The sequence below is a fragment of the Dysgonomonas sp. Marseille-Q5470 genome, from assembly GCF_951230145.1.
Classification (GTDB): domain Bacteria; phylum Bacteroidota; class Bacteroidia; order Bacteroidales; family Dysgonomonadaceae; genus Dysgonomonas.
The window spans coordinates 125,038-139,811 of the sequence record NZ_CATNVE010000007.1 but is presented as its reverse complement, the minus strand read 5'-3'; the positions used below and the strand labels follow the sequence as shown (position 1 = coordinate 139,811).

Genomic DNA, 14,774 nt, shown 5'->3' with positions numbered 1-14,774 from the left:
GTTAAATAAAATAGATATAGAATTAAAGTATGAGGTATAGAATTTGTTGATGAAAAGGGATTTATCCTTTGCCCGATTTAGATCTGAATGTAATAACTACCTCTTCGAATCCCATCGCTTTTAGGATAGGTTTCAATAGGTTTACAGCATTGTCTCTGCTTTGGCTGAGCATATCCAGTTGTTTGGCCTTTTCGTTGAGCTGTTGTTCTGCAAAGGTGTATGCTTCATCAACTATATCCGTTGATTCCCATAGACCGAATTCCATGTCGTATACTCTCGATTTGGAATGATCAACTTTTACATGGCATATTTCGGGAGAGGGGAGTTGTAGATGTATTGTTTTTTCGGAAACAGTTATGTCTTCGGGTTTTAGTTTGGTCAGGTCTACACAGCATATAACTTCTCCATATATAATTAGTCCAGTTTTTGCGTTAGGCAGCCATCTTCGGATTTTTTTATACTCCATCATATCCTGAATACTATACTTTGTTACTTCAAGATTGCCTAGACTTTCTATTTCTTGAAGTACCATATTGTGGGATATCTGTACCGTAGCATTCTTTTTTGTATTAATGAGGTACATCACCATTATACCCAGAATGATTCCTGTACCGAGTATAAAGATCTGTGATCTTAATATCTGTGGTTTTATATTGATTGCCATAAGCGTATATTTTATAGGATTTTTCAGAAACCTCTTCCGGCGCCACCGCCTCCGAAGCTTCCGCCTCCACCACCACCAAAGCCACCTCCGCTACTCCAGCCACCTCCCGATCGTCCGCTTCCCCAGCCACCATAGTAGCCACCGCCTCCACGGTTGCGTCCTCCCGAAGATGGACCTCCCTTATTGTTTCGATACGAAATATACAAGATAAAGAGGATGAATAATATGATAAAGATTTGTCCGACAAGAGAACCTTTATCTCCGTTATCTTCATCAGCTTGGAACTCTCCCGATAGATATTTTATTATGGCTCCGATAGCTCCTTTGGTTGCATTATAGTAATCCCCACTCTGAAGGTAAGGGATCATGTATTGGTCGATGATGCGCCCTACACGACCATCCGTTAAGATGTGTTCTACCCCATACCCTGTGGCGATAAATACTCTACCTCTTTCATTACCTATTCGAGGCTTGATAAGTATAAGCACCCCATTGTTTTTGTCCTTTTGTCCGATTCCCCATTTTTGTCCCAATCGGGCTGCATAATCGGAGATGTCGTAACCTTTTAGATCATCCACAGTAACCACATAAATTTGAGTAGAAGTAGAATCGTTATAGGCGAGGAGTATCCTTTCCAAGTCTTCTCTCTGTTCATTTGTAAATGTATTACTGAAATCGTTTACCAGTCTGGGTGAAGGACTGGTGATGGGGCTTGGTAAATCATCGTCTTGTGCCAATAGTAATACCGGCACAAGCAATAATAGGAACAATATCTTATATGTATATTTCAAGTCTTTATATACTGTTATTTAGAGAAATCTACTTTTGGAGGAGTTTGTGCAGTTTGATCTGCTTCGAAATAAGCTTTCTTTTGGAAGCCGAAAAGTCCTGCAAATATATTTTTAGGAAACATACGGATAGTTGTATTATAATCTTTTACTCTTTCATTAAATTTATTTCTTTCTGTAGAGATACGGTTTTCTGTGCCTGTAAGTTCATCCTGAAGCTGTATGAAATTTGTATTCGCTTTCAGATCTGGATAATTTTCAGTAATCATCATTAATCGTCCCAAAGCAGAACCTAGTTGTCCTTGAGCTTCCTGATATTTTTTTATATTTTCTTCTGTCAACTGATCTGCATTTATTTGCATCTGTGTGGCCTTAGCACGAGCTTCTACTACCTCTGTCAGTGTTTGTTGTTCGTGTGTAGCATACCCTTTCACTGTTGCCACAAGGTTTGGTATAAGATCGGCACGACGTTGATATGCGTTTTGTACCTGAGCCCATTGAGAAGAGGCACTTTCAGATTTTGCTACTAAACTGTTATAGGAGGAGCTACCCCATACAAGTCCAATCAAGCCAAATATCACAACAGCTATTGCAATAACAATAATAATAATTGTACTTTTTTTCATTGTGAGTGTATTTTAGTGTTTAAATATTTTACTTCGATTATAAAACAAACAGATTATATATTTTGTTTCTTCCTGATTGAAAGTATTGAGTCTCTGGAAAGAAGCAAAACCTTATAGTAAGAAGAGTCTGTTTTGTTTGCTATATTTCCATATGCAATTTGTATCTCATGTTCACCTTGTTTCATATATATAGTATCTTTATTAAGAACATAATAAGGAATCGAAAACAAAGAATTGCGAATAATTATTGTGTCTGTCACCTTATGTCTTTTTGTACTGAAAATATCTTCTCCAAGAGCCCAAAGTTTATATGGTTCGCCTGCTTGACTATTTATTTCCATCTTCACTCTATAACTTGATAAACCAATGTTGTCTCTAAAACGGGCATTCAGGTAGAGTGTTTTACCTATAATTAATGTGTCAATATGCGATGGACCTCTTTTAGTAGAATCATTCAAAACTATAACCTCTCCATTTTCAAGAAGTAAGGTGTCATTGGCGTTGAATCTGACGTCGGAAACTGTCGGTTTTCCAGCTCCTTCATAGTCATCAACTTTAGCACATGAAGAAAACCATACGGCAGGAACTACAAGTACAATTATCAATGTTATACACAAATTTCTCATTCGTTCTATTATTAAGTTTTCAGATACAAATGTACATGATAAATATTAAATTATTCTATTTATAAGATATCTCTCTGATCTTTTTATTGGTAGAATATCAATATAATGCAGATCTTTTTACCAAATAAAAGTTAACTCTTTTATTTAAAAATAAAAGGACGAGTAATAGTTTGATTTATAATACTACTTTTGCTCGTCACAAGGAATCGAGTTAGATGATATCCCATCGGAAAATAGCAATTGTGTTTGTAAGTATTTTCGTCAGTATGATACTGATGAAGCCTTTTCACTTTATATTTACAGACCATAGCCACTATTGTGCAGAGACCTCATGCTCATCGCAACAGGAATTATCCGACCAACATCATGATTGTAGTATCTGCCTTTTTTCTTTTTTCAATTTTACTCTTCAGAAGTTTGGAAATATCAGGCAGCTAATTACTGTTTATGTAACAACGCTTATTATTTCAGATCGGGTTATATTCTTACCCCAACTCATCTCCGATATATCCACACGTGGTCCTCCTGCCTATATTTCTTCATATACAAACTAATTTCTTATTTGAGTGTTCTTTAGCTTAGAACATTATTCTCGTATTAGGTAAAGCCTGATACGAAGATCAATTTTATATTATATATTTATTAACTCTATATAACTGTTTATCTCTATTGTGTATACAAGATAAATAGTTCCTATTCGTATATAATTATGAGAACAATATATACATTCATTCTTTTCCTTTTTACTGTTACTTCTATATTCGCAAATGTCCCTATAGATAGTAGGACATTAGCAGGAAAGATAACTGACGGTATCGATGGCGTTCCACTTATCGGAGTTAGCATCTACCTTCCCGAACTGAAAAAGGGAGCAATCAGTGATGAAAACGGAAATTATAGTATAGCTAATCTGCCGGCTATAAAAACAACGATACAGGTCAATTATGTCGGACATCAAACAATTGTTGAAACTGTCGACCTTAAAAATACTTCTACTCTTGATTTCGTAATGAAAGAATCGAATGCGGAGATTAACGCAGTGGTCATCACAGCTCTTACGGGTAACTCGCTAATAAAACGTACACCCTCACCGATATCGTATATCTCTAAAAAAGAGCTTATGCAACAATCCTCTTCGAATATTATAGATGCTATAGCGAAACAGCCCGGCATAGCTCAGATAACCACAGGAAATGGAATATCAAAGCCCGTTGTAAGAGGACTTGGGTACAACCGAGTTGTGGTTGTCAATGACGGTATTCGTCAAGAGGGGCAACAGTGGGGAGACGAGCATGGTATAGAGATAGATGCACAAAGCGTGAACTCTGTTGAAATACTGAAAGGCCCTGCCAGTTTGATTTACGGTTCTGATGCTTTGGCGGGAGTTATTAATTTCCTACCCGAACCTATCCTGCCCGAGGGAACAATAAAAGCCAATCTGATGAGTGATTATCAGACTAATAACGGACTGTTTAACTATTCGGTAAATGCAGCTGGCAATAATAGCGGGTTCGTATGGAACTGGCGTTATAGTGATAAAATGGCTCATTCATATAAAAATAAGTACGATGGCTATGTCTATAATTCAGGATTTAGAGAACGGGCTGTGTCCGGGCTACTTGGTATTAACCGAAGCTGGGGCTATTCGCATCTTAGCCTGGATTATTATCACTTGACCCCCGGAATAGTAGAAGGTGAGCGAGACGAAGCAACCGGAAGATTCCTGAAACCAGCTATTATAAACGGAGAAGAAACTGAAGTTGTGGCATCTGATAGTGATAGCAAATCATACGGAAAGCAGATCCCTTATCAGCAGATATATCACTACAAAGCGGTACTGAATAATAGTATTATAGTGGGAGAGGGGAATCTGAAAACAATTATTGGTTATCAACAAAACAGGAGGCAGGAGTTTGAAGAAATAGCAGAACCTGATACTTACGGTTTGTATTTTCAACTTCATACAGTAAACTATGACATTCGCTATACGCTGCCTGATATCGCGGGTTATAAATTTGTAGCAGGCATAAACGGTATGTATCAACGATCATTAAACAAAGGATCGGAGTTTCTGATACCTGAGTATAATCTGTTTGATATAGGAGCTTTTGCACTGGTAAGTAAAAATATAGGAGCTCTTGATATTAGTGGCGGATTACGTATCGATCGCCGTTACAACAAGGCTAGAGCATTGTTCTTGAATGAACAAGAGGAGGTTGTTACTCCATCAAGCCCCGATGCTGAAGAAAAGTTTCATGCCTTTTCCCGAAACTTTACCGGTGTTAGTGCCAGTTTAGGGTTAACTTATCAGTTTTCGGACGAATGGAATACAAAGTTGAATGTGTCACATGGTTTTCGTGCCCCAAATATGAGTGAGCTTGCATCTAATGGTGCTCACGAAGGTACAATTCGTTATGAAAAAGGAAACAGTGACCTAAAGGCAGAAAATAGCTGGCAGGCTGACTGGGGACTAGGTTACTCCTCTCCGCTTATTTCGGGTGAGTTATCTCTGTTTGCCAATAGGATAAATAACTATATCTTTTCTCATAAATTATTGGACACTAATGGAGAAGACTTGCTTACCGATGGCTATAAAACATATCAGTTTGTTTCGGGTGATGCTCGTATTATGGGTGGTGAAATCAGTGTTGATATACACCCTGTGGAGCAACTGCATTTTCAGAACTCGTTTTCGTATGTAAGTTCTGTACAGCTAAACCAGCCTGATTCTACAAAGTATCTTCCGTTTACACCGGCTCCGAAGCTTATATCTGATATTCGTTACGATCTGATACGTCACGGCAAGAAGTTACTTAACAATACCTATGTCTCTTTTGGTGTAGAAAGTAACTTGAAGCAGAGCAAAGTTTATTCAGCTTTTAGAACCGAGACGCCGACACCAGCCTATACACTTTTCAACGCTGCGATAGGTACTGACTTTATCCACAAGGGGAAAACGATAGCTTCACTTTTCTTCGCTGTGAATAATCTGACAGATAAAGCTTATCAGAACCATTTGAGCAGATTGAAGTATGCCGATGAAAATCCTGTGACAGGCAGGCAAGGGGTGTATAACATGGGGCGAAATTTCAGCTTGAAACTTCTGATCCCTTTGTCTTTCTGAACAGATAGGCTATAACTCCAATTTATAAAGAAGGCAGCTCGAGTGATATTGATTATCATCGGGCTGCTTTTATTATACACTTCGAATAGTTCTGATCTATACATCTTTTAATGAAAAAGGTGACAAAAGTGACAGTTATTTTACTCTTTTTATTTGTAATTTTTATGTTTCTTTTTTCTCTTTTGGTTTGTATATAGATAAATAATAAAATTAATTATAGTTGATTGTTATCTAGTGATTCAACAAAAAGAGGCTACTAAAACAGTAGCCTCTCTCCGTAATAAATATTTAATTTTATTTAGTTATACATTTGTATTATTGTCTTTTACCGAACGTGTACCCAATTCTTCGAACTTACTTCTTGTCGCTAGGCTTTACCTTACCTGCTTTTTGAAGAGTTGCAAATTCATCTTTCGCTTTTTTAAGTTGTCCCATAAATGAATCATTCGCATGTAAGCGTGCTACAACTGCACTCGATACTAATCTGGCAGCATCAACATCACTCTGGAAATGGTATCCACAGATAACTCTGCTTTGTCCCATTTCATATCCACGTTTCAAAATTTCATTTTGTCTGTCAACATTTATTTCAGCCAAAACAAGTGCCGTTGCCCAACCGATTGCTGTATGACCTGATGGATATGAGCCATTGGTTGACAGTGCGTGTTGATGTTCGGGTAGGCAAGTTTGTTCATTGTAAAAACTGAAAGGACGAACCCTCATATAATGCACCTTAGCATGACGGGTAGCCAAGTCTCCGGCATCCTCACGCATATTGATAATTAGTTTGTATATTTCAGGAGTCTGTTCTTGGGCGATTTCAATTCCAAAAGCCTCGGAAAAAGCCAATGGTACACCATTACCTCCTATCTGCGCGTCACTCACAGCCTGCTCTCCTCTTGGGGTATTTCTTTGCAGCTTTCCCCAGTCATGTTGAGCTTTATCGTATAAGAAAAGAATGCTATTCGCTTCGGGTGGAGGTGGTAACAGCTCCAGACTATTTGCGACCTCCGATTCTTCCAAGTAATATAAATCAGGATTTGTTCTCTTATCTCTTATCTTTTTGTCTTGCGCAAATATATTCAGCGAAATTAAAGAACAAACTAAAATGGCTAATGTAATTCTTGCTTTCATAACTTTATAATTTAAATAGTTAGAACTTATACTTTACTCCAAATTCGGCTGTAAAAGGACGGATGTATGTACCCGACATTACAGTACCTTCTTTACTCTTCACATCTGCATCGGTAACGATCAGGTCTGCATCAGGAATAGAGCCCGAAACACCACGTTGATTCAGCAAGTTTACGAAAGTAGCACTTACATCAAAGTTTTTAGAGACTTTGTAATTTACACCTGCAAATGTCTCCCAACGTCCATCAAAGTATAGGGTATTCGGTTTGTTGAAATATTGCTTGCTAAAGTATCTTGCACTAGCCCAAACTCTTAGATCTTTCCAAGTATAACTAGGATCTATCTCTATCAATACCTTTGGAACTCCGGTTACTGTCTTATCTCCAAAATCGTAAGAAGAGACTGTTCCATCGGAGAATTTAAGGTCTCCGTTGAAGTTTTTATATTTTGGTTGTTGCAATGTCAATAGAAAATGTAAATTGAAGCTTTTCGCAGGAGTAAATAATACATCTGTAGTCCATCCTAAAGTCTGTACATCGTATTGTGTCATCGCTCTTTCAACATCGGAGCTATTATTCGGATTTGAGAAATTCACAGTGGTACGGTAATTATTCCTGTTGATGTATGTTGCCTTTGATACTAAGCTAACAAACTTGTGATTGTAAAATACTCCTATTGCCGCCTCGGGAACTTTTGAGATTTCTAACTGAGGGTCTTTGCCCGATGAGTATTTGTTCAAGTGAGCTCCATCTTCATTATAAACAGCTTCTCCTAGCAAACCAAATTTGTCTGTCAACTTGATTACAGCATTTACCATTACAGCTTTTGTCAACCAATCATGTTTAATATCTGATTTCGGTGCATCACCAATCAAACGTATATTGCCATTTTGATCTTTTCTGTCGCCGCTTTTTATATAATTACCTCTTAAGTTGAAGTATTGCAGGCGAGCACCAAAGTCTAAAGTAACTACATTCGATACATCCCATTTGTCTAAGAAGAACAGTGCGGTTTTGTTCTCGCTGCCATCATAGTACTCATAGTTTGCATTTAACCTCATATCTCCATTTGGATTTGTATTGGTGATTAGTTTTAGTTTCCTAGGATTAGGAGCTACTTCCTGATAATATTGAGATGATTCGGTCAGGAAATTATGAGTCTCAAAATACCACTGATCAATACCAACAGACCATTTGTGGTTACCCGATTTTCTTCCTACTTCTACTGTACCCATTAATGTATTCATCGGAGTTCTTCTCGAAGCCAGGTTCATTACACTTTGTACATTTTCTCCGGTATAGGCACTTCCGTCATCTACATAATTCAACTTGCCGGAAAGGTTGGCAACATTCTCAACTCCAGTCATTACGGCAGTATACATACCTGTTTTTGCATAACGATAACGCAGGATGTAGTCAATGTTTAGGCCATTTGAAAGTGTATTTTTACCGATAATATCTAACGTATGTGAAGCTGTTCCATAATCTTTAACCGGATCTCTTTTTACAGCTTGCCCTGTGTAAGCATCTTTCAACGTAAGTACGCCGCTTTGTTCGATATAAGAGTCTCGACCTAACCTAAAATTATCAAGTTCTGAGACCTTTCCATTTCTATCGAAGCGGAATGGACTATACTTATTGTTAATGTTGTCGATATTAGCATACTTGTAGAATGCGGTTATAGACCCTTTTATATTTTCTCCCTTGTACTCCTGCGTCAAAGCTGCCTTATACAACTGAGCCTTGTCGTTATAATATCTTGTAATACCTTTAGGTTTGAATGTACCCGGGTCGAAACTCCCGTATGCACCGACAGAGAATTTAAGTCCTTTTTGGTTTATAGGTCCGCTAAGATTAATATCTCCACGCATTAATCCGAAGTGGTTTGAATTCAACGAGCCTCTGCCCTGAAATTTATCAGTACCCAGATTGTTGAAAGTACTCAATGATACGCCCACTTCTCCCACACGAACGGCTGTTTGCCCTAAGTCAAGCATTTTTCTTTTTGCAATTGACGCATCATTACGCCATGCTCGAGGTGGTAGTTCCGGCCAATAAAAGAATACAGTTGGTATACCATTCTCTAACACTGTTGTACCTCCTGTACTAGCCGGTAATCCGATATTAACATCGCGCGGCCCGGTATTGTTTGCTGCATTAAGCATCACATTGCGATCGCCTTCTTTGACCTCGCCGGCAGCTTCTTTTTTCGATTTGTTTTTTTCCTGAGCATTTATTCCTACACCTGTAAAGGCTAGAAATAGAGCTAAGAAAAGATATTTATTTGTCTTCATTCTGTTTGTTTTAGTGTTTCGATTTTTTTACTAATTGGAGGCTGCTTTGCCCTTTTCCACATAACTCATATCACCTACCGACTCTACAGTGAATTTACCATCTTTGTAGACTACCTTGCTTACAGATGCGTTTCCAAGGTGGGTAGGTTGGATAAATTTACCCGAGCTATCTAAATCTGATAGAAGTATCCCGATAAACATTCCATGAACGACTACTAATACATTTCCTCCGCCTAATTTTGCTTCTTTTTCTGCAATTGCTTTAAATGCAGCCTGCCCTCTTTTTTTTACGTCGTAATAGTTCTCAGCCATGCCCAATTCATCCAGATCCTTCAACGCCTGCATGGCATTGATGTATACTTGGTTGTCGGTCTTCATCGCTTCAAAAAACTCTTTCATGTTGCGTAGTCCGATTCTAAGAGCAGCGTCTCCCCACATTTTTTCATCTGGTTTGCCCTCGTAACTACCAAAACAAGCTTCGCGCAATCCTTCATCTTCTTGTAAAAGAAGGCCTTTCTGCCCCTTTTTTTCTAAAACGATACGGGCTGTTTGGCGAGCTCTACCCAAGTCGCTGGAATAAGCCGCTTTCAGAGGAACGTCTTTCATTCCGATACCCAAATATTCGGCCACAGCTACTCCGGGTGGAGTCAGAGGGGTGTCTGCCCACCCTTGAGCTTGCACTAAGGTGTTCAGTATCGTTTTACCATGTCTTGTTACATAAAAAGTAACAGTGTTATCTTTACTTGCATCTTGAGCAAACACGTATGGCGTTATGCATAGCAAGATAGCAACAAAGAGAATTTTCAATTTGCTCATAAAATTTTAAAGGTTAAATAGGTTAATTAATGTGTATATTAAGGTGACTAATAGTTTCTGTGTCTGTATTAATTCTTTATATATTTCTGGTTGCGTGCATCTTTTATTACCCCTTTCCAGTTGAGTCCAAACCCGAAATCATAAGTGTTACCTTCTGTATCTGTGTGGCATTCCATATCGAAAGGAACATCTTCTTTCTGCTTTTCTACTGTAACCATGTTAGCCGGCATTTGCACAGGAAGTAAACCCGAAGGTTCTGCTTTACCTGAAACAATATCCATTACCGCTTTGTCTGATACACCAAAACGAATGACTATACCTTCTACTTTGTTTTCGAATTCGTTAAATACCATCGGTCTGGTAGCATTTACAACAACTACAACAGGCTTATCACCCATCTGTGTTTTTGTATCCAGTATTGTATTCAAATCTTTTGTATTAACTACGGTTGTAGACTTTCCTTTGTATGATCTGTCTGTTATAGAAGGATCTACTACTGGGTCTCCTGCGGCGATACTGTGACTTCTGGCTTCTGTAGCTGTATAAGGCCCATATTGTAGAGAAATAGGAACATATCCATTTCCTCCGGCTTTTCTATCTTCTTTATCATAACCTCCACCATCGCTATTGCTATGCGGAGAGTTTACAAAAACAAGAGCAAAATCTGCATTTTGAGGATTGTCTGTTACATTGTAATACTGTTTTACTAAGTCAAGATTTACTGGTATTGCCTCAGTTTCTGGAGTTATATTGCCCCACCAGTCTCTGACAGAAGGATTTATTTTCTTAGGAATATATACCGTTTTCTTGCTATCCTTCACAGGTAATACTGTCGATTTATTTTTTAGTAATACGATAGACTTCAGTTGAGCTTCATAACCCGCCTTTACAAATGCTTCGGAACCAACTGTTGCTTCACTTTCTTTAGGATCGAGATACGGATTTTCGAAAAGTCCTACCCGAAAAATATTCTTTAATAAACGAACTGCCGATTGTTCGAAGCGTTTGCGCATAAATTCCTCTCCATGCTCTTTTACACCCATGCGATAAGCTTCTAATACAGGTTCTTTATCATTGTTGCCTCCAAACTGATCAACTCCCGCCATGATGGTTAGGTAATGTCTTTCGGGAATAGAAAGTTTTTCTGCTCCCCATGGTTTTCCAGCAAAATCTCCCGGAGATTTCCCTTCATCTCCTGTAATCAGCCAGTCGGTACAGACTACGCCATCATATCCATACTTGTCGCGCAGAAGGTCTGTTATGATATACTTACTAAATCCATTAGCATAGTTTGTTCCGTCTTTTGCCTGATTGTATGATATTGTATAGTATGGCATAACGGCTGATGCTTTATTCGTTTTGCCTTCCAACTTGAAAGCACCTTCGAGGAATGGTGTCAGATGTGTTTCAAAATTATTTCCCGGATACACTGCAAATTTTCCGAATGCCCAATGCCCGTCACGGCCTCCTTCTTCGGGTCCTCCACTAGGCCAGTGTTTTACCATTGCATTTACACTGTTGTAGCCCCATCCGTCTTTAATCTCTGCATCTCCTTCCGAAGTTTGGAAGCCATCAATATAAGCGCGAGCCATATCTGTTGCCAATTCCGGACTTTCGCCAAATGTCATGTTGATACGGAACCAGCGAGGCTCGGTTCCTAAATCTATTTGAGGTGAAAGCGCAGTTGCTATACCTAATGCTCTATATTCTTTGGCTGCCACCTCTCCGAACTGTTTGACTATAGAAGGATCAAATGTAGCTGCCATAGCTAACCCATCAGGCCAAATAGATATGCGGTCTCCTCCTGCGTTGAATTCAGGATTCGAAGATCCAACCAATTGTCCCGAATGTCGAGGGTCTGAACTTGTGTTTCCCGGAATACCTAATCCAAGACCTTCTATGTAAGCTTGCATCTGATTGTTCCAGCGAGCTGCTACTTCAGGACTTTGGATACCCATAACTAATACATGTCGTAGGTTATCTTCTTTTAAGAATTTCTTTTGTTGATCGGTCAGATTCCAAGCATTCGCTCCGCTTTCGGTGAAAGACTTTCCATCGTATGTCCCTGCTAAAAACCCACTTTCCTTAGCCGGTAACGATTGGTGTGCACTGTATAGCATCAGGCCAGCTATCTGTTCTATAGACATCAATGAAGCGAGATTCTCTGCTCTTTCTTGTACAGGCAAACGCCAATCTTCATACTTATCCAGCTTTCCGTTTTTGTTGAGGTCTTTAAATTTTAGATCGTCAACCGTAATGATTTTTACACCTGATGCTGCTGAGTACCCCAGTGTGGGTCCACCTTTATTTTCTACAAGGATGTAATCATCGGTTTTAGTTGGCTGTGTACATTGCAAACTCAATATTCCGAGTAGGAATATTGGAATATACTTCTTTTTCATAATATTGATATTTATATTTAGGTGCGTTATGTAAACGCATGTATATTTTGCAAATATATTTATTGATTTTGAAGAAAAAAATTAATGTGCGTACAAAATACGCATATATGTTTTACAACACAATTTGACATTATTAATCATATTTTTATTCGGAATATATTCTCTAATTTTACAGACTCATTAATTTTGAGAGGATATAGATGCCTATTACTTCGATTATGAAAGATTTAACGACGTTGACATATGAAGATCATACCGCAGAGAACTCGCACCCAGGCTTTTCGGTAGATTGTGTTATAATAGCTTTTCACAAGGGAAAAATAAAAGTTCTGCTCAGAGATTTTGGCATAAACAATTATAAGGCTCTATTAGGAGGTTTTGTTTTTAATGACGAAAGTGCTGATCAAGCGGCACACAGGATACTGGAACTTTATACCGGGTTGAGCAATATTTTCCTAAAGCAATTTGCATTGTTTAGTGATCCTAACAGAACTATTATGAAACAAAACTTAGACTATGTAGCTCAATATAGCTCGGTAAGGAATGATGGAAAATGGCTGTTAAGGCGATTTATAACAATGGGCTACTTTGCTTTGGTGAGGTATGATGAGGTAAATGACTTTGTGTCCGAAAAAAAGCAATTACATTGGTATGATATAAATAAATTGCCCGCTATGTATTCAGATCATGAGCTTATTATAAAAAAAGCACAAGAGTCAATCAAACTTTTAATGCCAATAATACCTATAGGATATGAGCTGCTTCCCGAAAAATTTATGATGACTGAATTGAGAAAGATCCATGAAATATTTTTAAATAAAAAGCTTGACAGGCGAAACTTTCAACGAAAAATACTTCAGGAAGGATTTGTTATTCAACTGGACGAACGAAAAAAAGGGAAAGAGTATAATGCCCCTATTTTATATAGTTTTATTTCTCCCGATATCAAGGATACGATGTGATCGTATCTCTCAGATATGAATACAAATGCCTGTTGTTAGAAAAAGATCTCGAATTTTGTCCAACCATTTTCAGACTTCAAGTCAAATTTGCAATTATGATTAAGCAAGACTTCACGAACAAACATTAATCCGATTCCCTGACCTGTCTGTTTGGTAGTAAAGAAAGGAGTAAATAGTTTTTGTTTTGTTTCTTCCGGTATATCAGGTCCATTGTCTTCAATGGTAATGGAAAGAGGTTGAGAGGTAGTAATGATATTTATATCTCCATTTTTGTCTATTGCTTCGTAGGCATTTTTTACAATATTGACCAGAACTTGTTCAAATTGTATACTGTCGATACATGCTAAATCTTTCCCGGTAGTCAGACTCAATTTAAGATTTATATTCCTTTTTAAGCATTCTGCTCGGGAGAGAGATTCCACAGACCGTGCCAGCTCATTTATACTTACATCGGATACCGATGGTTCCGGTATTTTTACAACTTCGGCAAAATTGCTGATAAAATGCCCCAAATGCTTACATCTGTCGAAGGATGCGTCTACAGCAGGCAATACATCTATCAATTCGCTGTTTTCATTCTGCTGTAATATATCCGAGATAACATTAAGAGTAGAACTTACTGCCCCCACCGAATTGTTTACTTCATGTGCCATCATACGGATAATGCCTTCGTATGATTTTTTCTCAATCTTTAGTAATTCATGTGTCAACTCTTCGATGAGGATAAAAGGGTGTGCAAAGCCCCGATCTATAAACGAAGAGCGCGAGCAACGATACATTGTTATACCCGAACTACGTATCACTACATCTTCTCCTTGCTTTAGCTTGCTTAGTTGATCTCCTATATTTATTCCCGATTCATCGAGCTTTTTGTTTTTTACGTCATTGATATTGTTTATACTCAACAGGCGTAGTCCGGATGGGTTAACCTCTGTGATTTTATCGTCAAAATCTAAAATGATTACTCCCTGTGGGGATGCTTGTATAAGCAAATCAAGAAAATGATTTTTCTCTCTCACTTGCAGCCTTTCGTCTTTCAACTGATCCATCATCTTATTGAAAATCTCAATCAGCTTGTTGGCTTCGCTATCGGAAACGGGACGCAGACGCGTAGAAAAATCCTGTTCTTTTAGTAGTTCCATTCCATCGCTAATAATCTGGTATGGTTTTATAAGTCGGTAGTAAAGTGTGATAAAAAATATAATAGCAAGGATAGCTATTCCTTCTATAAGTAGAAACTTGTATAGGTCTGTTCTAAAAAAAACAAACCCTACAGTTAATAAAGAACCGAAGACGAGAACTGCTAATATCCAGAATAAGATTTTTGATTTCATAGTCC

At 38.2% G+C, this 14,774-nt stretch carries 12 protein-coding genes; 3 read left to right on the top strand and 9 right to left on the bottom strand.

The features are described 5' to 3' along the window. Positions 1-61: 61 nt before the first annotated feature. Genes QOX35_RS12480 through QOX35_RS12465 form a run of 4 tightly spaced genes read right to left on the bottom strand, consistent with a single transcriptional unit; the run spans position 62 to position 2,704 of the window. Positions 62-664 (bottom strand): DUF4230 domain-containing protein, encoded by a 603-nt coding sequence (locus QOX35_RS12480; RefSeq protein ID WP_283687192.1) that lies wholly within the window; start codon positions 662-664, stop codon positions 62-64. A gap of 23 nt (positions 665-687) precedes the next feature. After that, positions 688-1,455: a TPM domain-containing protein gene (locus QOX35_RS12475; RefSeq protein ID WP_283687190.1), complete on the bottom strand. Its 768-nt coding sequence runs from the start codon at positions 1,453-1,455 to the stop codon at positions 688-690. Between the two features lie 14 nt (positions 1,456-1,469). Beyond that, positions 1,470-2,078: a LemA family protein gene (locus QOX35_RS12470; RefSeq protein WP_283687189.1), complete on the bottom strand. Its 609-nt coding sequence runs from the start codon at positions 2,076-2,078 to the stop codon at positions 1,470-1,472. A gap of 53 nt (positions 2,079-2,131) precedes the next feature. Further along, a complete protein-coding gene (locus QOX35_RS12465) occupies positions 2,132-2,704 on the bottom strand; it encodes a hypothetical protein (protein WP_283687188.1) in 573 nt (190 codons plus the stop codon). A 275-nt stretch (positions 2,705-2,979) separates the two neighbouring features. Here QOX35_RS12465 and QOX35_RS12460 point away from each other — a divergent pair, with 275 nt between their 5' ends. Next, positions 2,980-3,258, top strand: a complete 279-nt coding sequence (locus QOX35_RS12460) for a hypothetical protein (protein WP_283687187.1) — start codon at positions 2,980-2,982, stop codon at positions 3,256-3,258. Between the two features lie 155 nt (positions 3,259-3,413). Continuing rightward, positions 3,414-5,828, top strand: a complete 2,415-nt coding sequence (locus QOX35_RS12455) for a TonB-dependent receptor (RefSeq protein WP_283687186.1) — start codon at positions 3,414-3,416, stop codon at positions 5,826-5,828. Positions 5,829-6,182: 354 nt separating this feature from the next. Here the strand turns inward: QOX35_RS12455 and QOX35_RS12450 are convergent, their stop codons facing one another. The 4 genes from QOX35_RS12450 to QOX35_RS12435 form a co-directional block, all read right to left on the bottom strand. Continuing rightward, on the bottom strand, positions 6,183-6,962 hold the full coding sequence (locus QOX35_RS12450) for an acid phosphatase (protein ID WP_283687185.1): 780 nt from the start codon (positions 6,960-6,962) through the stop codon (positions 6,183-6,185). 19 nt (positions 6,963-6,981) lie between these two features. After that, positions 6,982-9,255 (bottom strand): TonB-dependent receptor, encoded by a 2,274-nt coding sequence (locus tag QOX35_RS12445; protein WP_283687184.1) that lies wholly within the window; start codon positions 9,253-9,255, stop codon positions 6,982-6,984. Between the two features lie 30 nt (positions 9,256-9,285). Further along, positions 9,286-10,071: a histidine phosphatase family protein gene (locus QOX35_RS12440; RefSeq protein ID WP_283687183.1), complete on the bottom strand. Its 786-nt coding sequence runs from the start codon at positions 10,069-10,071 to the stop codon at positions 9,286-9,288. A gap of 68 nt (positions 10,072-10,139) precedes the next feature. After that, complete coding sequence (locus tag QOX35_RS12435; RefSeq protein WP_283687182.1) at positions 10,140-12,473, bottom strand: glycoside hydrolase family 3 protein; 2,334 nt, start codon at positions 12,471-12,473, stop codon at positions 10,140-10,142. Positions 12,474-12,691: 218 nt separating this feature from the next. Between QOX35_RS12435 and QOX35_RS12430 the strand changes: the two genes are divergently transcribed. Then, entirely contained in the window at positions 12,692-13,435 is a 744-nt protein-coding gene (locus QOX35_RS12430; RefSeq protein WP_283687181.1) for an NUDIX hydrolase, read from the top strand. Between the two features lie 35 nt (positions 13,436-13,470). Here the strand turns inward: QOX35_RS12430 and QOX35_RS12425 are convergent, their stop codons facing one another. After that, positions 13,471-14,769, bottom strand: a complete 1,299-nt coding sequence (locus QOX35_RS12425; RefSeq protein WP_135105181.1) for a sensor histidine kinase — start codon at positions 14,767-14,769, stop codon at positions 13,471-13,473. Between the last annotated feature and the right edge of the window lie 5 nt (positions 14,770-14,774).